Origin of the sequence: Embleya sp. NPDC056575, assembly GCF_042793325.1 — a bacterium.
Lineage (GTDB): Bacteria > Actinomycetota > Actinomycetes > Streptomycetales > Streptomycetaceae > Embleya.
In genome coordinates this window covers 85327-109201 of sequence record NZ_JBHTVA010000007.1, presented here as the reverse complement: position 1 = coordinate 109201, position 23875 = coordinate 85327, and the positions used below count along the sequence as shown (strand labels likewise).

Sequence of the window (23875 nt, the reverse complement as noted above, 5' to 3'; positions counted from 1 at the left end):
TCGGGATCACCGCCGACCCAGCACGTGGTCGGCCAACATCAACTGACACATCTCGTTGCTGCCCTCGATGATCTCCATGAGCTTGGCGTCGCGGTACGCCCGCGCGACGACATGACCGTCCCGTACCCCGGCCGACGCGAGCACCTGGACGGCCGCCGCCGCGCCCTTGACCGCGTTCTCCGCCCCGACGTATTTCGCCAGTACGACGGCCGCGGCCAGGTCGGAGGCGTGCTCGTCCCAGCAACGACTCGCGTACTCGCAGACCCGGGTCGCCACCTGCTCGGCGGTCCACAACTCGGCCAAGTGCCGTGCCACCAACTGATGTTGCGCCAGAGGCCGACCGAACTGCTCCCGGGACAGCGCGTGTCCGACGGCCGCCGCCACACAGGCCCGCAGGATGCCCACACACCCCCAGGCGACCGAGACGCGACCATAGGCCAGAGCCGTCGTCACCAGCAGGGACAACGGCTGACACCCACCGCCCAGCAAACTCTCCAGCGGCAACCGCACCCGGTCGAACCGGACTTCCGCGTGTCCGGCCGCCCGACAACCCAGCGGGTCGGCAACGCGGGAGATCCGGACCCCGGGGGTGTTCCGGGGCACCATCACCACGGCTCCGCCTTCCCCCATCCGGGCGACGACCAGGAACACATCGGCGTGGTCGGCCGCGGTCACCCACTTCTTGCGGCCGGTGAGCAGCACGCCGTCGCCGTCGACGGCGACGGTGGTCGCGACGGCGGACAGGTCACTGCCCGCCTGCACTTCGCTGAAAGCCATCGCCGCCGTGTCACCCGAGGCCAACCGCGGCAACAGCTCCGCCGCCTGCGCCGGATCACCCATCCGTTCGATCGTCCACGCGGCCATGCCCTGCGAGGTGAGTACGCTGCGCAACGAACCGCACAGACTGCCGACATGCGCGGTGAACTCGCCGCCGTCCGTGCTCGACCACCCCAAACCGCCATACTTCTTGGGAATCTGCACCGTGAGCAGGCCGGCCGCGCCGAGTTTGCGGATGACGTCGTCGGGGAGTCGGCCCGCGCGGTCCCAGTCACCCGCCCGGTCACCGACCAGTTCGGTGACGGTCGAGGCCGCCGCGCCGACGGTTTCACGCACCGGGGCCTCCGGGGACCGGCTGCCGCAGTCGTTCCACGAGTTCGGCCATGCGCACCACCGTGCGGAAGTTGTCCATCCGCAGATCGGCGCCGCGGATGGTGATGTCGTACGTCCGCTCCAGATACACCACCAACTCCATGGCGAAGAGCGAAGACAGGCCCCCGGGGCCGAAGACGTCCGCGTCGGTGGTCCAGGCCCGCCCCGTGTGCCGGGCCAGGAAGCGCAGTAGTTCCGCCTCGACGCCGTCCGGGTCGACGCCGGGCTCCGGCGGCGCCGGATCGGGCGACTCGAACGATTCGGACGACACAGTCATGCCTGTTCTCCCTCGTATGGGTAGAAGCCGTGCCCGCTCTTGCGGCCGAGTCGGCCGGCGCGCACCATCTCGAGGAGCAGTTCGCAGGGGCGGCATCCCTCGTCGCCGGTCCGGTCGTGCAGCACCCACAGCGAGTCGACCAGGTTGTCCAGTCCGATCAGATCCGCGGTGCGCAGCGGGCCCGTCGGGTGGCCCAGGCACCCCTGCATGAGCCGGTCCACCGACTCGACGCTCGCGGTGCCCGCGGCAACCACCCGGACCGCGCTGTTGATCATGGGGTGCAGGATGCGACTGGTGACGAACCCCGGCGCGTCCTCGACCACGATCGGCTCCCGCCGCAGCGCGGCGAGCAGGGTGCGAATGGCGTGCATGGTGGCCTCGCCGGTGTGCGTGCCCCGGATCACCTCGACCGTGCGGATCAGGTGGGGCGGGTTCATGAAGTGCGTGCCGATCAGATCCGCCGGGCGGGCCACCGCCCGGGCCAGTTCGTCGATCGGGATCGCGGACGTGTTGGAGATGATCGTGGTGCCCGGCGGGACCAGTGCGGACACCTCCGCGAGGACCTTGGCCTTGGCGTCGGCGTCCTCGGTGACCGCCTCGATCACCGCCCCGGGGGCCGAGGCGTCGGCCGTCGTCGCCTCGGTGAAGGAGGTTGCCCTGAGGAGAACGCCCGTGCCCGCGCCGTCCGGCAGCGCGTCCATCAGTCGGGCCATGCGCACCATGCGATCGATGCGCGCGGGGGCCTCGTCCAGTCGGTGTCGGTCCGGATCGACGAGGGACACCGCGACCCCGTGCCCGATCGCCAGCGCGGCGATGCCCGACCCCATCACCCCCGCGCCGACGACGGCCAATCGTCGCCCGATCTCCGGCGTACCGTTCTCCGCTGCCATGTCGTCTCTCTTTCGGTCCCGGCCGGGCCGGTTATGGGGACACGAGGCCGTCCGCGGGCTTCGGGTCCGCGCCCGCGAGTCCCGCGTCGACACCCTCGGGGTCCTCGGTCTCCATCCGGACACCCTCGACGCCGGCGTAGAACTGCTGTGCCCACAACCGGTATCGGCCGATCGGCCCGTCGCCCTTGGCGAGCTTCGGCTGTTCGACGTGTTCCTGGTGGTTCCACATCAGCAGGTCGGCTCCGGTGTCCAGGCTCGCCAGCCGCTGGATCAGCGAGCCGCCCAGTCGCGCGACGGGCATCGTGGCCGCGCGTGCGATGCTCTCGGGCAGGCCGGGCACGCGGCCCAGTTCCAGCTTCGTGCCGAAGCGCAGGTGGATGCGCCCCGGGGTGGTCGGCGTCGCGTGGAGCATCACGTGGAGGTTGCCCGCGCCCCGCGGCAGGACGGTGCGGGCCGCGATGGTGGCCAGGCCGATCACGGTGAGCGTGTACGACTGGCGGAAGCCGCGCATGACGGTGCCGCGCGCGGTCGCGGTGACCGTGGCGATCGGCTCCCCGGGCATCGGCTTGCCGTCGATGTCGAGATCTTGAAGACCGTGCAGTGCGGGCAGGTGGCCCCAGTCGAAGGCGTTCTCGATGACGTCCTGCGGATGCCCGGCGATGTCGAACGTGTCGTGGCTGTACGGCTGCCGGTCGTCCATGGGCAACACCGGCACCCGCCACTGCGGCGGCAGGCCGAGGGCATGCCGCCACACGTAGATCGAGCCGTTGGCCTCGCACACCGGGTACGGGGTCAGCGACGCCTTCGGGGGCTGCAGGCCGTAGCCGCTGCGCACGCATGTGCCGGCCGGGTCGAATGCGAAGCGGTGGAAGGGGCAGACGATGTCCTCGCCCTCGATCGAACCGCCGACCCCCAGGTGTGCGCCCAAATGCGGGCAGCGCGGGTGCACGGCCCGGAGCACGCCCTTGGTGGTGCGATACAGGACCACTTCGGCACCCGCGAGCGCCCGGGTGGTGATGGCGCCGGGGCGCACCTCGTCCGAGAAGGCCAGGCAGAACCAGCCGTTCGGGTGCGGGCGGGTGGGGGCGTGCAGGGTATCGGCCGGAGCCGCCCCGAACGTGCCGACGCGGCGGGCCCGCAGAAGCCCCTTGACCAGTGGCTTCACATGAGGCCTCATGGCATCGCTCCTAGTGGTCGATCGGGCAACCGCCGGCGCCCGGTGTGGTGGGGGGCGGGGTGGCCGCGGACCGCGTCGCGTGCGCGCGCGGTTCGGCGGTGACGGTGTCGCTCGCGCGGCGTGCGTCGAGGCGAAGGTGCAGTCCGCGCGAGCTGAGACTGGTCTCCACCTTGGGGCGGAAGGGTTCGTCGCCGACGGGGACGAGGTGCCAGCGGGCGACGATGGCGGTCAGCGCGAGGATGGCCTCGGTGAGGGCGAACTGGTCCCCGATGCACTTGCGGGGGCCGGCACCGAAGGGGATGTAGGTGGCCCGGTCGGGCTGGGCCCCGAGCCAGCGGTCCGGGTCGAACCGGTCGGGCTCGGAGTACAGGTCGGATCGGCGGTGCAGGAGGTAGGGGCTGAGCACGATGGTGCTGCCGCCCTTGAAGCGCACTCCGCCGAGCTCGGCGTCCTCGCGGAGGGTGCGCGTCATCATCCAGGCGGGCGGGTACAGCCGCAGCGTCTCGGTCACGACGCGGCTCGCCAGGCCGAGTGAGGGAAGGTGCCCGGCGTCGAGGGCGCCGCCGTTGTCGGCCAGGACCTCGTCGGTCTCGGTCTGGAGGCGGCGCTGCACGTGCGGGTTGTCGGCGAGCAGGTGCAGTGCCCAGGCCAGGGTGATGGCCGTGGTCTCCATCCCGCCCAGGAAGAACGTCAGCGCCTCGTCGGCCAGTTCGGTGTCGCTGAGTTGCCTCTCGCCGCCCTCGCTCTCCTCGTCGACCGCGCCGATCAGCGCGGAGAGCAGGTCGGCGTGGTCGGTGGGGTCGGCGCGGCGCTCGGCGATGATCTCCTCGATGGTGGCCGACAGTCGGTGTCGGGCCTCGTCGTAGCGTCGCTTCTTGGGGGTCGGCAGCCCGCGCAGCAGGGCGGGTGTCATCATCCGGCGGAAGAACGCGCTGACCACGGTGGAGGTGTCGGTCAGGGCTCGCCGCATGGTCTCCTCCGGCAGGGCGCCGCTGAACATCGTCTCCATGGTGGCGCGTGTGGTCAGCGTCATCATTTCCTGGGTGATGTCGACGACGTCGCCGTCGCGCCAGGTCGCCGCCTTCGTCTGGGCCGCGCGGGCGAACACCGCGCCGTACCCGGCGAGTCGGGTGGGATGGAAGGACGGCTGGCACAGTCGGCGCTGACGCCGGTGCAGGGGGTACGCGCAGGTGGACAGGCCGTCGCCGATGACCTCGCGGATGCGGTCGTAGATGGCGCCGCCCTTGTCGAAGACGCGGTCGTTGAGGAAGACCTGCCGGGTCAGTCCCGGGTCGCAGATCATCACGGCGGAGCTGGGGCCGAGCCGGATGCGGACCATCTCGCGGTAGCCCGACAGCGATGTGATGAACGCCAGCGGATCGCGCAGCAGCGGCAGCGCGTGACCCAGCAGCGGCAGGGCACGCGGGGCCAGGGGAATCGCCGCGACGGTGGTGGTACCGGTGGTGGGCATGGACGACCTCATTCCGGGTGTGTCCGAGCGGCCGGTGCCGCGGGGTTGGTGTCGCGGGTGACTTCGATCAGGGCGGTGGTCCAGCGGAAGCCGAGCCCGAAGCTGAGCACCAGGACGCGGTCGCCGGCTCGCGCGGTCCCCGAGCGGAACAGCCGGTCGAGGCCGAGCAGGATGTCGCACGGCCCGGCATGGCCGAGGTGGCGACCGAAGGTCCAACTGGTGTCCTCGCAGCGCAGATCCAGCGGTGACCCGGCGAGCACCAGGTCGAGCACGATCGACCCGATCGCGATGGCCACCACGTGCGTGACGTCGCCCGGTTTCGTGTCGGTCTCGTCGAGGACGGTCTCGACGCAACGGCGGGTGGCGCGTTGCAGCGTGTCCATGTGCGGCATGAGCCCGCTGTCCTCGATGGGAAACGGCCGACCGCCGCCGGGGTGGCCCGTCCTGGCCCGGGTCAGCACCTCCAGGCGCGGCTCCACGGCCTGCGCGGTCGCGGCCAGCCGGGCGAAGCCGGTGCCTCGGGTCAGCACGGCGGCGGCGCCCGTGTCGCCGGCCACGTAGCCCATCTCCCGGGCGCCGCCCCAGCGTTGTTCCGGGAATCGGGCACCGGCGGTGACCAGCGCGGCCTTCGCCGCGGGCCGGGCGGTGAGATGTTCGGCGGCGGCGACCAGCGCGGCGGCCCCTCCGTCGCTGGCGGCGCACAACTCGTAACCGACGGTGTGCGCTCCGCCGAGCACGCGCAGCAGGTAGGTTCCCGGCGTGTAGTGGTCCTCGTCCTGGAAGTTGGCGTGCACGAGCGCGCTGAGGTCGGCGGGCGCGACGTCGGCGTGGCGCAGCGCCTTGAGGCCGGCGCGGGCGGCCATGTGCGTCGGCGTGTGATCGGTCGCGATGGCGGCCGAGGTGAATCCGTTGAGCGTGGCCGGACGGGGCTCGACGACGGGTGCGTCGCGTGGATCGGGTACGGGGACGATGGGTGGGATCCAGGCGCCGGTGCCCGCGATCGTGATGTCCTGCCACAACATCGATGTCTCCTCGACTGTCACGAATCGGCTGTCACGCGTCGATCGATCGGCGGGTGTCGGCGAGGGGTCGGACGAGTCCGCCGCTGTGGTCGGGGTCGTGTGCGCTGACCGAGGCGATCCGGGCGAGCGTGTGGCCGTCGGCGGTGGCGGCGGTCAGGATCCCGGTGGCGAAGTCGCAGTGCAGCCGGATGCTCGGGTGTGCCGCACCGAGTCGGCAGTCGTTGCCCGGCCCACCGAGGTCGACCTCGCCGAGACCGGCCATCGGGCCCACCCGGGGCGGGAGTTCGCCGGCGGGTGGCAGCAGGAGCAGGTGCACCATCGCGTCCAGCAGGATGGCGGGCACGATCGCGTCGGACAGGGCCGGTGCCCAGGTGACGTGGTCGAAGCCGAACGAGGCGCTGTTCCCGTCGGGGCCCCGGGCGTGGTCGCGGGTGCCGGCGAAGGGGCCGGTGAGCGAGATCGGCGGGTCGGGGGTGTAGACGGGCATCGCGAAGTCGGGTTCGGGGCGGTGCGCCGAGCAGTCCGGGGGCGGGGCGAGGGCGGGATATCGCCGGGCCAGGTTGACCTTCGTCTCGCACAGCAGGTCGTTGAAGCGCAGGACCCGGTCGTTGCGGCCGATGCGGTGGGTCGTCATACGGACGGCGACCTCGGCGTGGTCGCGGTGCCGGCTGGTGACCCGGGCCTCGACCGCGACGGTGCGTGGCGGGCCGGTGAGCCCGACCGTGATCGAGGTGTGGCAGCGCAGGTCGCGGAATCCGGTGACCACAAGATCGGGGCACAACAACGCGGCGGCGCCGGCGGCGGCCTCCAGGGTGAACGTGCCGGGCAGCGTGTACTCGCCGTTGACCCGGTGGTGGCGCATCCAACGGCCGTCGCGTTCGGCCAGGGTGCGGGGCTCCCAGGTCTTGGTCAGGACGATCCAGTGCGTGCCGCGGTGGAGGACGCCGTCGAGCAGCGGCGTGCGTACGGCCGGATCCGGGACGGCGGGTGGCGGGACGTCGGGGGTGGGCATACGAAGGCCGTCGGGTGAGCCGTGCGCGGCGATTCCGCGTGTGTGCAGCAGGGTGCGCTCGTCCTCGCGGACGAAGAAGGTCACGCCGTCCGCCGGAGGGCGGGTGACGGCGGCGAGGAACTGGGCGCAGCCCAGCGCGTTGTCGATGTAGGCGTCCATGCGGTTGCGTTTGAGCGTTTCGCGCATGGTGACGCTGCTGGCCACGCCGGCTTCGAGCCAGCCGCTCCACAGGATCGCGAACTCGTGCCGGTCGTTCGGCGCATGGCGACGAGCCCGGGCGCTCGCGTACGCGAGGTATTCGTTGGCGGTGCAGTAGTCGACGTCGCCGGGTGCGGGCGCGAGTGCCGCGAGGGTGCCGAAGTTGACCCAGGTGCGGGGCGGATGCCCGGCCAGCGCGCGTTTGAGGTTGCGGTAACCGGTCGCCTTGGTGGCCCGCACCGCGCGGAAGTCGGCGAGGGTCTTGGCGTGCAGCGCGCGCGAACGCAGTTCCAGCACGGTGTTGACGAGCAGGTCGATGTGCCCGTGACGGTCGAGGACTTCACCCAGCACGGCGGTGGTGCGTTCGGCGTCGAGGACGTCGCACACGCGGTGGTGCACCCGGTCGGCGCCGCACAGGTCGGCCAACCGGCGCATGGTGTGGCCCACCTCGAGCCGTGCCTGGGCCTTCTCGTACAGGGCGCGCAACTCGCCCACCGACGCGTCGGGGCGTTCGCGGCGTCCGGCGACGATGAACTCGGCCTGCGGCGGCAGTGTTTCGCCGGGTTTCGGGGGAGGGGTGCGACCGACCACGTACACGTGGGGTCGGTCGACGGTGCGGGCGAGCGCGTGCATGATCTCGGGGGTGATGCCGCGGGCGCCGCCGAAGGCGACCACGACCGCGCCGGGCGGCAGTGGGCTCCGCGCCGACGGGGTCGGTGCGGCGTTGTCGTCGACGACCGCCACGGTGAGCCAGGCGCCCGCGCGGCAGGCCAGCGTGTGGGTGGGCACCTGGGCGTCGGCCGCCCGCGCCAGCCGGGCCAGGGCGGTGGCGGCGTCCGGTGCGTCGGTGAGCAGGGCCACGCCGCCGCACTGGCGGATCTCGGCGCGCACCGAGCGGACGAGACCGACGATCAGCGCGCTCGACGGGGGTGGCAGGTCGTCCGGTATCGCTCCCAGCAGGACCGCGGCCAGCGAGCCGCCGTTGCGCAGTGCGGGCAGTGCGGCCTGGACCGTGGTGAACGTGAGGTCTTGCAGTGCCTCCATCCGGCCCATTTCGGGGTCGTCGGTGCCGTCGCCGTCGAGACCTCCGTCGTCCTTGGGCAGGTGGGACAGGATCCGGATGTGGCGGGGGACGAACGGCAGATCGGCCAGGGCGTCGGCCGCGTCTTCGGGCGGTACGTGGGTGGTGGCGCCGATACCCGGCCTCGGGGCCCACACCGCGACGTCCGGAGCGCCGGCCGCCGCCGCGGCGAGGTCGGGGGAGTCGGTGATGACGACGGTGCCCGGTGGGACGGCCGGCGTGGCCGCGTCCGCGGGGGGTGGCGTGGTGGGGACCAGGCGGATGGTCTGGCGGCGGCCGAGATACGCCTCGGGGTGTTGCGCGACCGGCGCGACCGGCGTGACCGGGTCGGGTGGTGTGGTGTGTCGGTTCGGTGCGCCCGGACCGGTAGCGGTGTGTGCCTTCGGCGCGGCCGACGCCGGCCTGGTGCGTTCCTCCGGTTCGGCCCGGGTGGGCGTACGGTGCTCCGACTCCGTACCGTCGGCCCGTTCCTCGGCACGTCGGGGCGGATCGGCCCGCTCCGGGCCGGCCGGTGGGGTGAACCGGATCGGCGGTGATCCGGGGGCGGCCGGCGCGACGACGGCGCCGGATCCGGTGACGACGGCCTCCAGGATCGCCAGCACGGCGTCGAGCGAGAGGTAGGTGTGCCCGGCGTCGGCCAACACGGGCAGCGCGTGCGCGGGAGTCGCGGTGGCGTCGTCGCCGGTGAGCGCGGTGGAGAGGACGCCCAGGATCGGCAGGTCGTGTTCGTGTGCCGTGGAGCGTCGGGCGATCGCCAGCATGGCGGCGCCCTCCGCGATGGATCGGCCGTGCGGTACCAGGCCCGCGAGGTGGTGGTCCCAGCCGCTGATCGGGCGCAGGCACACCGCACCGACCAGGGCGAGGTCGCAGGCCCGGTGCCGAAGTTGGCGCAGGGCGACGTCGATGCCGGTGTGCGCGGAGTCCCGGTGCGCGTAGACGCTGGTGCCCATGCCCCGGAAGTCGTAGTAGTTCGCGGCCCGCCCGGACAGGATGCACGAGACGGCGCCGGTGAAGTCGTCCTCGTTCAAGTCGCCGGGAATCACGCCCGCGGCCTCCGCCATCCCCTTCGCGAGGTATTCCTTCAGCCGCCGTGCCTGCGCGGGGTCCGGCAGGATGTCGAACGCGGTGGCGCACTCCGCGGCGTGCACCCGCAGTGCGGCCCGGGTGTTGTGGGTGGTCGGCAGCGACGATCCGACGATGACCGCGGTCGTGGGTCGCAGGTGGGTGCCCGGCTCGCCGAGCCGGTCCAGAAGCGGGCCGAGGGCCTGAAGCGTCATCAGATGCGCGGCGTCCATGTGCCGCATCGTCAGCGGCGGGATGCGCACCCGGCGCGGAGACGGCAGCGGATACGGCAGCCCGAAGCCGGCGTCCGGCCTCGGGGCGCCGCCGGTGAGCCAGGCCGGCACATCGGCGGGATCCAGGCCGGGCAGGTGGGCGTTCCAGCCCACGACGACCATGTCCTCCGTTTCGGCGATGTCCGCCCCGCCGCGCCGAGTCGCGGGCGTGGCCTGCGGTACACGATCGGAGAGCACCACGTGTGCGTCGGCGCCGCCGAGGCCGAAGGCCGACACGCCGACCACGCGCGGTCGTTTGTGGTCCGTCGGCCAGGGCGCGTCCACGAGCGGTACGGTCAGGCGCGAGCCGTCGCCGAGCACGGGGTGCGGATCGGTGACCACGCACTGCCCGGGAATCGCCTCGCGCTCGAACGCGACCAGCGCGTGGGCCACCGAGACCAGGCCCGCCAGGACCCCGGTGTGGCCGAAGACCTGCTTGTTCGACGTCACCAGGCACGCCCGTTCCCGCGGACCCAACCGGGAGAGCAACGAGCGCAGTTCGATCTCGTCACCCACCGGCGTGCCGGTGCCGTGGGCCACGATCCAGTCCACGTCGTCGGCCTCCACGCCCGCGTCGGCCCAGGCCCGGGCGATCGCCGACTCCTGGCCACGCATGGCCGGGGCGTGAATGCCCTTGCCCCGCCCGTCGGCCGCCAGGCCGCTGCCGCGCACCACACCGAGCACCCGGTCGCCGTCCGCCACGGCCCGCGCGTACGACTTGAGTGCGAGCATGATCGCGCCCTCGCCGATCACGGTCCCGTCGGCCGCCCGGTCGAACGGGCGTACGTTGCCGCTCATCGAGATGCCCTGGGCTCGGCAGAAGAGGGTGAACCCGATCGGCTCCACCACCGCGGTGCCCCCGGCGAACGCCACGTCGCACGAGCCGTCGCGCAGCGCCTTGACCGCCGCGTCGAGGGCGAACAGGCCGCTCGCGCACGCCGAATCCAGGGTCAGGTGTTGAGCGTCGTCCGGGATCAGTCCGCGCAGCGCGTCGCGGGAGACGGCCGCGGGCAGGTACGCCTGCGGGCTTCCGCCGTCACCGGCGTAGTGCGCGTTGATCGCGTGATCGGCCAACTCGGCCAACCAGTCGCCCTCCTGGTCGGCGGGAATCGCCTCGCGCACCATGCGCCGGTATTCGTCGCCGAGCACGACGGCCTGGGGGCCGAGCCCCGTCTGGTCGTGGATGCCGGTGGTCGCGACGAACCAGCGGTCCGCCGGGTGTCGGCGTACTCCCGCCAGGGCCCGGACGGCGCAGTGCCGCAACCACCCGTTGGTACGCGGCCATCCGGGGTGGTCGACGTTGCCGTGTGGTTCGACGATCGAGGCGGGGTCGGGGACGAAGGTCTGGACGTAGCCGGCCTCGCGGACGTAGAAGGCGTCGGTGTCCTCCCGCGTGGGTGCCCAGAAGTGCTTCAGGTCGAAGGCGGAGGGCTCGCTGCGGATCAGGGTGCCCTCGCGCAGCCGATCCCAGAACTCCTCCGTGGAGTTCGCGCCGGGCAGGACCAGGCCGAGGCCGACCACCGCGACTGCTTCGGGGTCGATGGGCGGCGTGCGGTCGGACGCGGGAGTGGCCGCCGGTGTCGGGGGCGGCGTCGCGGCGACGGGCACCGGGCGCGCGGCCGGGGGTGGTTCGGAGGTGGGCTTGTTCGTCCCGGGCGTTGTCCGCGTTGCCGTCGCCGCGTTCGATCGGCCCCGGGTGGGTACGCCCACCCGGTTCGCCAGCTTGCTGTGCAGGCGGGCGCCCTGCATCCCGCCGATGGCGATGCCGCCGTCGGCGACGACGGTCTGTCCGGTGATGAAGGCGGAGTCCGGGTGGAGGAGGTGGGCGATCAACGTCGCGGCCTCCGGTGTCGAGAGGGCGCGGCTCATCAGTTCGCTCGTTTCCGACGGATCGCCGAGCGCCGTCGGAGGGTCGTCCAGATTGTCGACGAACTCACTTGCCACGGTGCCCAATTGCACGGTGTTGACGCGGATCCCCTGGGCGACGAGTTCGAGCGCCAGGTAGCGGACCAGGGACTCCAGGGCGGCCTTGGTGACACCGCCGGGGCCGTATCCGGGGATCGGCAGGTGGGCGCCGACGCTGGACAGGCACAGGATGTTCGCGTTCTCCCGTCCCGTCATCAACGCGGCCGCCCGGCGCGAACAGTGGTAGGCCGCCATCACGTTGGTGGACCAGGCCCGCTGCCAGTAGGTGTCGTCGATGTCGAGCAGGGGGAGGAACGCCCCGCCGGCGGCGTTGTTGATCAGGATGTCCAGTCCGCCGTGTCGTTCGCCCACCAGGTCGAACATGCGGTCGATCTCACCGGTCTTGGCCACCGATGCCCGAATGAACTCGCAGCTTCTACCGTCCTGTTCCAGCTCCGCCCGAAGGCGCTCGGCCTGTTCGACGGAGTGGAAGTAGTTGACGATCACGTGGGCGCCGTCGCTCGCCAGTCGGCGCACGATGTCCGCACCGAGACTTCTCGCCGCCCCGGTGACCAGGGCGACCCTGCCGCGCAGATGGTCGGTGGCGGTCATCGTGCGGCGACTTCCGCCCGGGCCCCGACCACGGTCTCCGCGATCCGACGCAGGGTGGCGAGCGTCAGCAGGGAGGTGTTCGCCCTCAGGTCGGGCAGGTCGAACCGGTCGGAAACCCGCCCGAGCAGGGCCACCTGCTTGAGCGATTCCACCCCCAACTCGGATTCGAGTCCGTCGTCCTCGCCGAGGAGATCCGGCGGATAGCCCAGGAAGTCGCCGTAGAGCACGCGGAGTTCGTCCAAGACCGTTTCGTAGTCGAGTCGGGCGGGCGCGGGGGCGGCCGGGGTGCCGGCGGGCGCCGCCTCGCGCACCGGCGGCGCCGGGATCGTGGGCGCCGGGTCGACAACGGGGCTCACATGGGTGACGGAAGGCGTGGACGTGGACCTCGCCGGAGACCGCGTCGACGAGACGGCGACGGGGAGTGTGGCAAGTGTGGCGACCGACCCGGCCGAACCGGATGCGCTCACCCGCGTGATGCCGCCATTCCCGCCCGGTGGGGGAGCCGGCACCCGCTCGCGGAAGAGCCCACCGTGGGACGCGTCGGCGACCAACGGCCGCACCGCCGCGAACGGATCGCCCTCGCTCAGCGGAACCACGCACCGCACCCCCGGGACCGAAGCCTCGACGAACTTGGTGACCACCGGCCATTCGCCGCACTCCACGAAGGCGTCGACACCCGCCGCGTGCAGGTCACGGATCGTCTGCAACATCCGGACCCGCGCGGTGAGCGCGCCGGCGACCAGGTCGACCGGGTCGTCGTCGCCGACATCCCGGCCCAGCCAGGGGGAGCACACCCGCCAACGCCCGGTGCCGTACGGAACGCGCGGCGCGCTCGCCCGCAGGTCCCGCGCCGCGTGCACCATCGCCGGCGTGTGGGTCGGATGCGGGACGTCCAGCCGCAGACTCGGCCAACCCAGCGTGTCCGCCACCCGCTCCACGAACTCGATCAACGGTTCGGGACCGCTGAGTACGCTCTGCCGAGGCGCGTTCTCGCAGGCCAGCACCAGGTGGGGATGGTCGAGCAACCCGGCGAGCGCCTGCGCCCGGCGGCCGTCGACCCCGACCGCGAGCATCCTGCCGCCCCAGCCCTGTCGGGTCAGCGCCTGGGATCGGGCCACGGCCAGGCGCGCGGCATCCTCCACGGCCAGATGTCCGGCGGCGGCCAGCGCCCACAGCTCCCCGATGCTCTGCCCGACGATCGCGACGGGCCGAACCCCCTCCGCGACCAGCATGTGGTGGGTCGCGAGGCTGACCGCGTAGATCTCCAGATACTGCACCTCGGGACCGCGCCGGTCGCTCGTTCCGTTGTCCTCGATCAGCCGTGGACTGATCTCGGGCAGCCCCATTTCCCGAGCCGCCTTGTCGATCCGGGACAAGGACTCACGTACGGTCTCGTAGCGTTGGTGGAAATCGCTCAGGATGCCTCCGCGCGGAGCGGGCACCGTACCGGGCATGACAAAGACGGAATCCATCACGTACGTCACCCTCATTTCCGTCCGACGGCCGGCGATTTCTCGCGGCCGGCGGGAGTCCTGAAACGCCACGGTGGTGTGACGAGGTCGACGACATGCAACGCATTCGCCGTGCGATATTCGAACGGCGGGCACGGAAAACTGCACTGTGCCGTCTCGGACGCCAGGTGTGGTGGCCTGTCGTTTTCGGTGATTCGCCGCACCCGGGACTTGTCGATGAAGCCGCGTCCTTGGAAGGGGCGGTGAATTGCCACGCTGTCGATGCTTCGGGGAGTTGTCTCTCGCACCGGAATGGGTTGCCATCCCCACACCGAGATCAGTCTCGGATTCGCCGCCCGCAGGTGACCAGACCATCCCCTGCTCATCTGCTGCTCGGTTCTGCTCACCGTACGGTTCGCTCCGACTCGACTGCCCGGCCCACGAGTTCGGTGGAGGGAGCCGGGCGCAGGGGCTGGTGACGCCACCCGAGAAGGCGGGGCCACCACCCTCCGATCCGCGCCCGGACCGAGGTCAGAACCGGGTGACGACCGGGGTGGCTGGGGGCATGCCGCGCATTACCTGGTCCCAGAGGAGTTCGCTGACGTACCGGATCCCCAGGGTGAGATGCCTGCGGTAGGTACTGAACGGCAACTCCACGCGTCGGGCGGCCGCTTCCTGGGTCGGTGCCCCGTCCACGAACGTCGCGGTCAGGGCGCGGTGTGCCTTCACGCTCCTCGGGTCGCCGCCGAGCGTATCCATCGCACGTTCGAGCACGTCCCGAAGGGAACCCCCCGCCTCGGCGAGCACCCCGCTTCGCGACAGGGGGTTGCGAGCCAGGGCATCGGGTCGATGCCAACACCGCAACGCCTCACGGACGGCATCGTCGAACTCGGGCCGCGCCATGGCGGTCCGCTCGTACACGCAGGCAGCCGACTCCACCGTCGTCCGCAGGGATCGGGGTGGACCAATGTGGTCGAGGGCGTATTCCAGGGGCTCGGCGCGCCAGTCGTGTGCGAATATCCGAAGGGGGTCTCCCCCGACGGCAACGTCGGTTCCGATCGGGTGGAACGGACCATGGGCCGTTGTCGATGCCCAGAGGTTGCGATCAGCCGAAGCGACGAACGACCACGCTGCCTCTCGAACGAGCAGCACTTCCGCGGCGATCCTCAACAACATCAGGTCCAGGACGGGTGAGCGACGCCGGACGGGGTCGGACAAGACCATGAATCGCGCGATCCCCGCGGACTCTTCCGGTAGGAGGTTGCCCGCCGCGCGGACGTGTGTCCAAACCGCCGCCGCCACCGGATCCGCGCGCAGTTCGTCCTCGTGCGGATCCCGCAACGTCAACCAGGCGGAAAACCCCTCCATTTCCTCCGTGTCGGATCGTCGATACACCCGAAAAGCCTCGGGTTGACGGGCGAGCCAGTACCGAACGATCGCGGCGGAACGTGCCCCTTCCGCCCGCTCCGTCATCCGTATGAGAGCAGAGTGGTCCTGTTGTCGTAGCTCCGCCTCGCGGAACTCGCCTCGGCTCCGCCACGTCATGAGGTCACCCAGGAAGCCGCCACTGCGGTACAGGTACATGATCGGGGCGACGGCGGCGACCCGGTCCGAGCAACGTGCCTCGACCGCGCGCTTCAGCAGATGATCGCGGATCCGGCCGTGCGTGGCGGCGTAGCACTGGGGATCGCGCCATCGCAGGTCCGCGTCCACCGCGTCGCGTACGACATCGTGCGGGGAAAGGCCCAGGGACCCCGCCTCCACCGACGGCAGCCGACGGAGCCAGGCGAAGAGGCGCCCCGCGTCCTCCCCCGGCAGCGCCGCTCGCAGCAGGTCCTCCGTCGTGGCACGAGCGTGGCAGCAGACCTCCAACGCCCGCCGATGAGCCGCGGACGGCAGGTCGCCGACCAGGTGCTCCACCAACTTGGCGTACACCTCCTGCGCCGGTGGTTCCCCGGTGGACGTGGCGGCCTGGAGGGCGACTTCGGCGGCGAGCGCGAGTGCCAGTGGATGACCGCCGGCGAACGCGAGCAGCGGTCCGTGCGGGACGCCACGCGACTCCAACAGGGCCGCGGCGTCCTCGGGCGACAGGTCTTCGAGCCGCACCACCCGTACCACCTCGGCCCAGCCCGGGTCGGTCTCCCACACCGGCGCGGGGGCTCTGCGCCCGGCGAAGACGGTCAGCGCCCCGACCGGCAACCGGGGGAGGAAGTGGTCCCGCAGCCAGTCCTCCAGGACCTGACACCGTTCGAAGTCGTCGACCAGCAGTACGGCGTTGTCGTGGGCGAACATCTCCGCCGCCGCGATCTCGAACGCCGCCGGCGACGAGCCGACGCGACCGCTGACTTCGATCACGGTCCGCCCGGCCGCGCGTGCGTCCACGGCGAACTGCCTCAAGAGGGATGATTTGCCCACTCCCGCGAGTCCATGGACCAACAGGACGGCCAACGAGCCGGGTTCACCGTCGAGCGCGCGGCGGAACAGGGCCAGCTCCCGAGCCCTTCCGACGAAGGCACGGTTGCGGGCCGCCTCGAGATGTTGCGCGAGGCTGGGGAACGAGTGTCCGTCGGCGGATGACGTGCACTGCAATGTGGGACTCCCGTGTGGAGAGGTGCCATGCGCGGGCGAGATGCGCCGCGATTCGGCATGGCGCACCCCATGGGCCCCGGAATGGTCCGGATGTTCGTGGACGCGAAGGGCGATCGTGGTCGGCCGACGCCGACGAGAACGGCCCACGTCACGGCGAGCCCCAATGGACCCCTCGCCACTCACGGTACCTCTGGTCTCGCAGAGAGTCACCGGCTCACGATTGCACTCCGGCGCGTGCGCCCGGTACGCACGTGCGTTTCCCGTCTTTGGAACTCCCGGACACGGGGCTGTATCGGGGAGTGCGGCCGAGGGGCGACATCTTGCCCGAACCCGGGAACGGCGGGCCCGTCGGCGGCGACATCGCGCGCGGTGCGACGCCAGGCAGCATCCCGGTGCCCGAACTACTCGGCGATCCTCGTGGAATAGCTCCACCGGAAGAGCGGCAGGTCCACGCCGTCCAACTCCACCACGCCACCGGTGTATTCGTAGTGCTCGCGGCCGTTGCGGAATTCCACGGACACCTTTTCCGGTATGCCCGGCCCCGTCACCACGAGCACCGCCGGCATCTCGAGAATCCCGCCCGTCAGGGCCACTTGCATCTCGTGGTCCGAACGCACCGGAGTCGCTCCACCGTCCATCTTCCACCTCGTATCACACGTGACGGGCAAGAGATCGGCTCGGTCGCGGCCATTCCTGGAATTCATCGCCACACGGCGAGATCGATCGAAAGCCGACTGCCCTGCAAGGAAAACAACAAGGAAGGCAACAGGTACAGGGCGTACGAACGCATCGGGGCGCACCGGCGACAGGAGAGCGGCAAGATGACGTCCGATCACGTTTTTCGCGCCTGCCTGTGTCGAAAAAGACAGCACAAACGGCGCAAGCACCGGTGTACACGCCGCGTGAAACGCACGACCCGGTGGGATTTGCTCGACCGACGGCTCGTACACGGTCGGCATCGCACCCCCGTCGGGTGCGAACCGACCGACTTCCCGTGCACCTACATCCGATCCCTCGGCCGAAAAGCGGACGAGGTTGGCCGGATCGGCGGTGCGGCAGGGGCTCGATGTTCGTGCTGAATGGGTGGTGATCGAAAACGACCCGAGAGGCAAGGGGAACCGGAGCGGCATGGGGGATTTCAATGTGCGGACAACCGCGGGCCGGCTCCGCAGGTGCCGGGTCACGGCCGGGGGCGGTGGTCCCGAACGATCGACTCGTATCTGATTGCGGTGTTCGGGTTCGGCGACCACGAACAGATCCGGCGGGCGTGCGGGAAACATCCCGGGTGGTGCCGGACTACTGGTACCTGCGCGACCTGCGCGACCTGCGTGCCCCTGACGCCCCGGGACCGGCCCAGGGGCTCGCTGACACCCGCTGACACACCGCACCATCGCACGGGAACGAAGGAGAAAAGAATGTCGACGTGGACGGCCGTGTCGAACCTCTCCGTGACACTCGAGAGCGGCGACCGGAGTTGCGACATCTACGCGAACGGGCGCAACAGGATCGGCGTGACGATCGCCGTCGAACCGATCGACGAGAACGCGGCGCCCATCCGGGTCGACCCGGAGCATCTGCTCGCGAACCTGTGGCTCGTCGACTACGTTGACGAGTCGAAGCTCGCGTGGAAGGGCTACGGGGAATGGTCCTACACGGACGTCGCGGGCGAGTTCACCGCGATCCCCGGTGCGTCGGGCGAACACGCCGAGGCTTCGACGCGGGACGGGGTCCAGCGCCTCACGCTCTGGGTGTATTGCTCGTTCGGGTCGGAGCCGAAGTCGATCGGCGTGCAAGTGCGGACCGACTCCGGCGACGTCGTCAAGAGTTCCCTGGACGGGACGTACCACGACAAGGTCACGCTCACCCCGCGCGCACCCGTGAACCACGGGCGACAGGACGTCGAATGGGACTGCTCGCGCACGCCCACCGCCGCCGGCGACACAGCGGGGAATGTGACGACCAAGGCATGGAACTACTACCTGTGCCTGAAGGCCGACGAGAACGACTTCGTCTCCTTCTCGGCGAGTCGCTGCTTCACCGACGACGGTTACGACGGGTTCTTCGCCTACGACATCACCCCCGACGGCGGGCGCGACAACTTCTACGGCGCGTATGTCTGGTACCGCGAGCCGCACGACTCCGCCTACCACTCCCCGCAGGACCGATACGGCAGGGGGCAGATCGTCAACTTCCCCGCGGTGAACGCGTGGTGCGACCACGCGACGATCTACGACCGGGAGCACCCCGAGCGATACCTGTGCTTCACCTGGGTACACGCCACCACCACCGGCAGCGGGTGGTACATCCCGAACGGGCCGACGACCCTCTTGAAGGCGTACTGGCCGCTGAAGATCGTCGCGAGTGACAAGTACGGCAACACAGGCACGTTCTGGGTGGACGGATCGGACATCACCGGCGGGCTCGACATCTACGACCACGAACCGTGGTAGCGGAGCCGACGGATCGGGCCTGTGCACGCCTACGCGACATGTGCGCCGTGTCGACGACCCCGGACGGCGAGATCGTTGCCTCGGTCCCGCCGGCCGCCCCCGGGAAGGCGCGGCGGGACGGCCCGAGAGGACACTCGATGCCCTCCCGACGCTGTCTGGACCCCAGGATTCACGCCATGCCCGGAGCGAGCGGCACGGTCACCACCATCGCGGAACCGGGGCCGTCGTGCAGCTCGACGACGTCGGCCGTCGTCGAACGGCACGTGCCCGAGGAACACCTCCGGCGGGTCCGCGTCCTCCACGGCCGCACGCCCCTCCACCGCACGAAAGGAACCTGAGCGTGTACTTGTCCGACAGGCGGAAAACGACGCGCCTGTTCATCACGCTGTCCCTGCTGATGACCCTCCTGGTGGGGCCCTTCCCGGCGCAACGGGCTCACGCGGACGACGGGTTGACCGACATTCTCGATCACAAGTACGGCCTGTTCGTCCACTACGTGCCCGCCCGCACGGTCACCCCCGGCGGCGCCGTCGTCCACGACCCCAACGCTCTCGCGAACGCCTTCGACGCGAACGGGTTCGCCGACGACCTGGCCGCCACGAAGGTGCAGTACGTCGTCTTCACCGCCTGGCACGCCGGGATGGTGGCCCTGTACCCGAGCCGGACGATGCTCGACTGGGACCTGCCCGACCATCGCGTCGACCGCGACCTCATCGGCGACATGATCACCGCGGTCAAGGCCAAGGGCATCCGGGTCTACCTCTACACCCACCCGCGCGACGGCATGGAATTCACCGCCGCCGACCGGCAGAAGACCGGCTGGGGCACCCAACCCCACCCGCCCGAGCAACCCTGGAACCCGGGAGCGGACTTCGACCGCCCTCGATGGAACACCTTCGTCGACGACGTCTACCGGGAACTGATGCAACGCTACGGCGCGCGAATCGACGGCCTGTTCATGGACGAGGCAAGCCCTGCGGGCGACAGCCAGACCGTCCTCGACTACCCCCGGCTGCGCACCACGATCAAGGCCGTCAATCCGCGCGCCGTGCTCATCCAGAACGACTACGGCAACCTGTACGGCCTGGACAAGGGCATGAAGGAGTACTTCGGCCAGAACGAGTTCGCCCAGCCCGACGGCGACCTGTGGCCCGGCTACGCCAAGCCCGTCACCGCCACCCTGCGCGCGACCGAGACCTCCTGGTGGGCCTCGGAGACCGGCGGCTCGGTGAAGTACCCGCCGCGGAGCATGTTCCGCTACACCGTCCTGCAGGCGGGCACCAACACCGACGGCGGCGGCATGGCCTGGGCGGCCGGCCCCTACGCCGGCGGCGGATGGGAGCCCGGCGTCATGCCGGCACTGCGACAGGTCGGTGCCTGGATCGAACCGATCGCGCGGTCCGTCCTCGGCACCCGACCCAGCACCTCCTACCCCACACGGGCCGGCACCCGCATCACCGACCTGCCCTGGGGCGTGGCGACCAGGTCCCCCGACGACCGCACCGAATACCTCCACGTCCTCAACCCGCCCGCCGGACGAACCCTCGTTCTCCCCCTGCCCCGCGACGGCAAGGTGTTCGCCGCGGCCTCCCTCGTCAAGGACGGCACACCCGTCACCCTCATCCGCGACGCCAACCGGGTCACACTCACCATCCCGGGCTCCTGGGACGCCAACGACACCGCGATCGAACTCACCGTCTCCGACCGCTCCGGACCCGTCGCCCTCTACCGCTGCTTCAACCCCGCCACCCAGGACCACCTCGTGACCACCGAAGCCGGCTGCGAGGACCCGAGCCGCTACCACCTCGAAGGCCCCCTCGGCTACGTCCACCGCAACCAGGCCGCGGGCACGGTCCCCCTCTACCGCTGCTACAGCCCCGGCACCAACGACCACCTGGTGACCACCGAAGCCGGCTGCGAGGACCCGAGCCGCTACACCTTCGAAGGCCCCCTCGGCAACGTCCACCACGACCCGGCCCCGGGCACCGTCCCCCTCTACCGCTGCTTCAACCCCACCACCCGCCAACACCTCGTCACCACCGACTCCCGCTGCGAGGACCCGAGTCGATACTCCCCGGAGGGCGCGCTCGGCCACATCATCAACTGACCCGGGCGGACGCGTCCGGCACGAACACACGGCGGGGGAGGACGGCGCGACGCGATGTTCGCCAAACTCGCAGCCCTGTCGGGCGCTGAACGACGAGTTCGTCCGCCCCGCACCTTCGAAGGCCAGGAGCCCACTCGCGGTGGCGCTTGCCGAAGCATCACGCTCGATGAACACCGGGACGCAACCGAACACCGGATCCGTGTCGCCGGACGACCACCTCGCCCGGCGGGCTCGTGGACAAGGGCACCAACGGCAAGCGGCGGCGGAAGGGGCATCCCGCAGATCCGGCCGCTGATGCTCCCGGGATCGGCTCGGTCGGCACGGATCCGATGGCCCGCCTGTTCACGGAGCCGCGCGGGGGACGGATCACCACCGCCATCCTGCGTGAGCCACCCACTGGACTGGGAAGAGGTAGTCACCGCGCCGGGACAACGAGCACCTGCGCCGACACGGATCGCGGCACACCGGGCTGACCTGGAGGGCCGACGCGGGAGTTCCGGTGCACGTGCTGTGCAAGCTCGCGGGATACGGTCGGCTCACGACGACCCAGCGATATCTGCATCCGGATGTGCACTCGATCACGAGCGCGGGCGAGGCCCTGAGCGTCTATCTCAGGCCGGTCCCGGGGAGGTTTGGTCCATATCCGGTCCATGGACGCTTCGGCGCCACTCGCCCCAACCCGCTGACGGCCCAAACCTGCAAGAGGCGCCGACCTGGGCCCCTGCCCTGGTCGACGCCCCTTGAACACCGTCGGGACGACAGGATTTGAACCTGCGACCCCTTGACCCCCAGTTGGGCGAGGGGAGCGTTTTCGCAGCTCAGGCGTGTTTTGATGCCCAATACGGCGTTCGTTTTCTACCCTATCGTGACGATCCGCGCATGTCGTGTGGTCCACAACTGGTCCACAGGAATGACGAGTTCACTCCGTCTCCATCGTCGGCGCGAGCGCCTTGCTTCCGGGCGATGATGGCAGTCCCCCACCGCATTGGTTCGAACATCGTGCGGTCCCGGGCGCGTTGTGGCCTTGGCGGCGACCAACAGCGATTCGCGCTTGCAGAGGCGCCGCATCCGCGCTCGGGGCTGTCCCCACTTTTCTCCCGGCAGATTCGGTGATCGAGTTCGGACTCTGTGCAGCGTTCAGGCACTCGTAGGCCGGGGGACCGGGGCACCGCCGCCGGTGCCGGATCGGTCGAAACGCCGGAAGGCTCTCCGGCCACGGCCTGGTCGCCAGCAGCGCCGGGCCGGGTTGGACGCAGGTTCCGAGGCAGAAGAACGCAGACCCGTCGACCGGCCCGGTCGCTCATGCGCCTCCGGCGCGGCGACGGTGCGGTTGAGCAACAGGTCGCGAGTTTGAAGTGGTGCCTCACGCGGGGGCCTGTCCCCTGCGTGAACCTATCGGCGCAACGCACCCTGAGCACTGTCGACGCGGTCGAGCCGGGCGCGGAGCTCGCGACGGCCCTGATCACCGCACTGGTCCACGGTGCATCGCTTTGCGTCTGTTTGCCGTCCTGACCCATCCATCTCTCGCTATGCTGCGCCACGACATCCGATCAAAGCGTGATGCGGAGGTATCGTGACGGCGAACCGGTCCTGGAGTTGGTGTTCGACACCCTGCGGGAACGGCGGGTCGAGCGAGCCCGATTGCTCGCCGTCTTGGGGAGTCGGGTTGGCATGTTGGCTGTGGTCCTGGACGCGGACAACGACGAGTTCGTCGCGACTCCAGGAACGCCTGCGGGCACCCTGACCACCGCTCTGGCAATCTCGCACGACGGAACCCACGTATTGTTTCGCGCGAGAGTGGAAGACCAGCCCGAGGCCAGGTTGGTCCTGCACACTGTGGCCACGGGAGAGCAGCGTTCGTTCGACGCCCATCGAGACGGGACAGACTGGAAGGCCGCGCTCTCCCCGGATGGACGTGCCATGGCGACACTGGGGGGCGACGACGACTCTGCGATCGTCGCGCTGACCGACACAGGCACTGGAGTTCGGCGGCGTCTGTGGTCGAGCGCGGGCCTCGGCTCGGCGCTGGAGTGTTCGATCGCCTGGTCGCCTGACGGCCGACTCGTGGCCACCACCTACGTCGACGACGAGGGCCACCTCGTGACCATGGTTCTCGACACCGCGGACGAAAGCGGTCATATCTTGCGATGAGAGCCCGGGCTAAAAAAGGTACTTCAGGGGAAACTTGGTAGCATGATGCAACTAAATGGAATCTGCGTTACTCGCTGGTAGAGACCCAGGTCAGACGGTGTTGGCCCCGCGCTCGCGAGGATCGTCCCGGCATCGTGGCGCACCACACCGCTCCGGGCGGGTTGGCCCCGCGCTCGCGGGGATCGTCCCCCGACATGGACCGACCCGACCCGACCTGACCGGAGCGGTTGGCCCCGCGCTCGCGGGGATCGTCCCAGGCGGTCGCGGACGCTGCTCGCGCGCTCGCCGTTGGCCCCGCGCTCGCGGGGATCGTCCCACCTCTATATGTGAGAGCCCCCCGGGGAGGGGGTTGGCCCCGCGCTCGCGGGGATCGTCCCGTCCAGTCGGGCGGTTTCTCGATCATGAGCCGGTTGGCCCCGCGCTCGCGGGGATCGTCCCTGCTCCAGGACCAGGTCACCGGGGTTGGCGTCGTTGGCCCCGCGCTCGCGGGGATGGTTCGACGGTGTCGAGATCCCCGCGTTCGAGGTGACCGTTGGCCCCGCGCTCGCGGGGATGGTCCTCCGCACCGACTCCTCGGGATGCCCCTGATCGTGTTGGCCCCGCGTTCGCGGGGATGGTCCGTCGAGCAGTGTCCAGTCGGGTTGGGGCATGTCGTTGGCCTCCCGCGATACGGCAGGAGTGGGAAATGGCAGTGGTCCACGATCCGGGCGGCCTGCGACGCCCCTATGCCCCCGCGCTCGCGAGGATGATCCCCACACATTCAGGGGTTCCCGCGGGCCCGACTGGCTGGCCCCGCGCTCGCGGGGACGGGCATTTCGCTGGGCTGTGCACGGTATAGCATTTGGCCGCCAGCGGTAGTTGTAAAGGCCGCAGGGCCTGACCCCGTGCTCGAACACAGGGCCAGACCCAAGGCGAATCGCGATCCCGGCCGTCTTCTGTGCGGCCGGGATCGAATGTCGCTGTGCTACGAGCTAGCGCGCACAGCGGATAATGGCCGCG

13 protein-coding genes and 1 CRISPR repeat array are annotated in these 23875 nt (G+C 70.5%); of the genes, 3 read left to right on the top strand and 10 right to left on the bottom strand.

All coding sequences use genetic code 11. The features are described 5' to 3' along the window. Positions 1-6: 6 nt before the first annotated feature. The 10 genes from ACFRCG_RS07580 to ACFRCG_RS07535 form a co-directional block, all read right to left on the bottom strand. On the bottom strand, positions 7-1113 hold the full coding sequence (locus ACFRCG_RS07580) for an acyl-CoA dehydrogenase family protein (RefSeq protein WP_380029810.1): 1107 nt from the start codon (positions 1111-1113) through the stop codon (positions 7-9). Next, complete coding sequence (locus ACFRCG_RS07575; RefSeq protein ID WP_380029808.1) at positions 1106-1426, bottom strand: acyl carrier protein; 321 nt, start codon at positions 1424-1426, stop codon at positions 1106-1108. Before ACFRCG_RS07575 ends, ACFRCG_RS07580 begins: the two co-directional genes overlap by 8 nt. After that, a complete protein-coding gene (locus tag ACFRCG_RS07570) occupies positions 1423-2316 on the bottom strand; it encodes a 3-hydroxyacyl-CoA dehydrogenase family protein (RefSeq protein ID WP_380029806.1) in 894 nt (297 codons plus the stop codon). The genes ACFRCG_RS07575 and ACFRCG_RS07570 overlap by 4 nt, the downstream gene beginning before the upstream one ends. Positions 2317-2347: 31 nt before the next feature. Beyond that, complete coding sequence (locus ACFRCG_RS07565; protein WP_380029804.1) at positions 2348-3493, bottom strand: Rieske 2Fe-2S domain-containing protein; 1146 nt, start codon at positions 3491-3493, stop codon at positions 2348-2350. A 10-nt stretch (positions 3494-3503) separates the two neighbouring features. Further along, positions 3504-4964, bottom strand: coding sequence for a cytochrome P450 (locus ACFRCG_RS07560; protein ID WP_380029801.1), 1461 nt, complete (start codon positions 4962-4964; stop codon positions 3504-3506). Between the two features lie 8 nt (positions 4965-4972). Next, complete coding sequence (locus ACFRCG_RS07555) at positions 4973-5986, bottom strand: 3-oxoacyl-[acyl-carrier-protein] synthase III C-terminal domain-containing protein (protein WP_380029799.1); 1014 nt, start codon at positions 5984-5986, stop codon at positions 4973-4975. Between the two features lie 31 nt (positions 5987-6017). Continuing rightward, positions 6018-12128, bottom strand: coding sequence for an SDR family oxidoreductase (locus ACFRCG_RS07550; RefSeq protein ID WP_380029797.1), 6111 nt, complete (start codon positions 12126-12128; stop codon positions 6018-6020). After that, a complete protein-coding gene (locus ACFRCG_RS07545; protein ID WP_380029795.1) occupies positions 12125-13582 on the bottom strand; it encodes an acyltransferase domain-containing protein in 1458 nt (485 codons plus the stop codon). Before ACFRCG_RS07545 ends, ACFRCG_RS07550 begins: the two co-directional genes overlap by 4 nt. Before the next feature lie 528 nt (positions 13583-14110). Continuing rightward, the gene (locus tag ACFRCG_RS07540) at positions 14111-15976 is read right to left on the bottom strand and encodes an ATP-binding protein (protein WP_380029793.1); all 1866 of its coding nucleotides are present in this window, start codon (positions 15974-15976) and stop codon (positions 14111-14113) included. A 593-nt stretch (positions 15977-16569) separates the two neighbouring features. After that, positions 16570-17127: a DUF5988 family protein gene (locus tag ACFRCG_RS07535; RefSeq protein WP_380029791.1), complete on the bottom strand. Its 558-nt coding sequence runs from the start codon at positions 17125-17127 to the stop codon at positions 16570-16572. 456 nt (positions 17128-17583) lie between these two features. Between ACFRCG_RS07535 and ACFRCG_RS07530 the strand changes: the two genes are divergently transcribed. From ACFRCG_RS07530 to ACFRCG_RS07520, 3 genes are all read left to right on the top strand, one after another. Further along, entirely contained in the window at positions 17584-18618 is a 1035-nt protein-coding gene (locus tag ACFRCG_RS07530; RefSeq protein WP_380029788.1) for a hypothetical protein, read from the top strand. Between the two features lie 340 nt (positions 18619-18958). Then, positions 18959-20725 carry an alpha-L-fucosidase gene (locus ACFRCG_RS07525; protein ID WP_380029786.1) on the top strand — a complete coding sequence of 589 codons (1767 nt, stop codon included), beginning with the start codon at positions 18959-18961 and terminating at the stop codon, positions 20723-20725. A gap of 1671 nt (positions 20726-22396) precedes the next feature. Beyond that, positions 22397-22876, top strand: a complete 480-nt coding sequence (locus tag ACFRCG_RS07520; RefSeq protein ID WP_380029784.1) for a TolB family protein — start codon at positions 22397-22399, stop codon at positions 22874-22876. A 99-nt stretch (positions 22877-22975) separates the two neighbouring features. Continuing rightward, positions 22976-23496: a CRISPR direct-repeat array (repeat unit 23 nt; unit sequence GTTGGCCCCGCGCTCGCGGGGAT). Between the last annotated feature and the right edge of the window lie 379 nt (positions 23497-23875).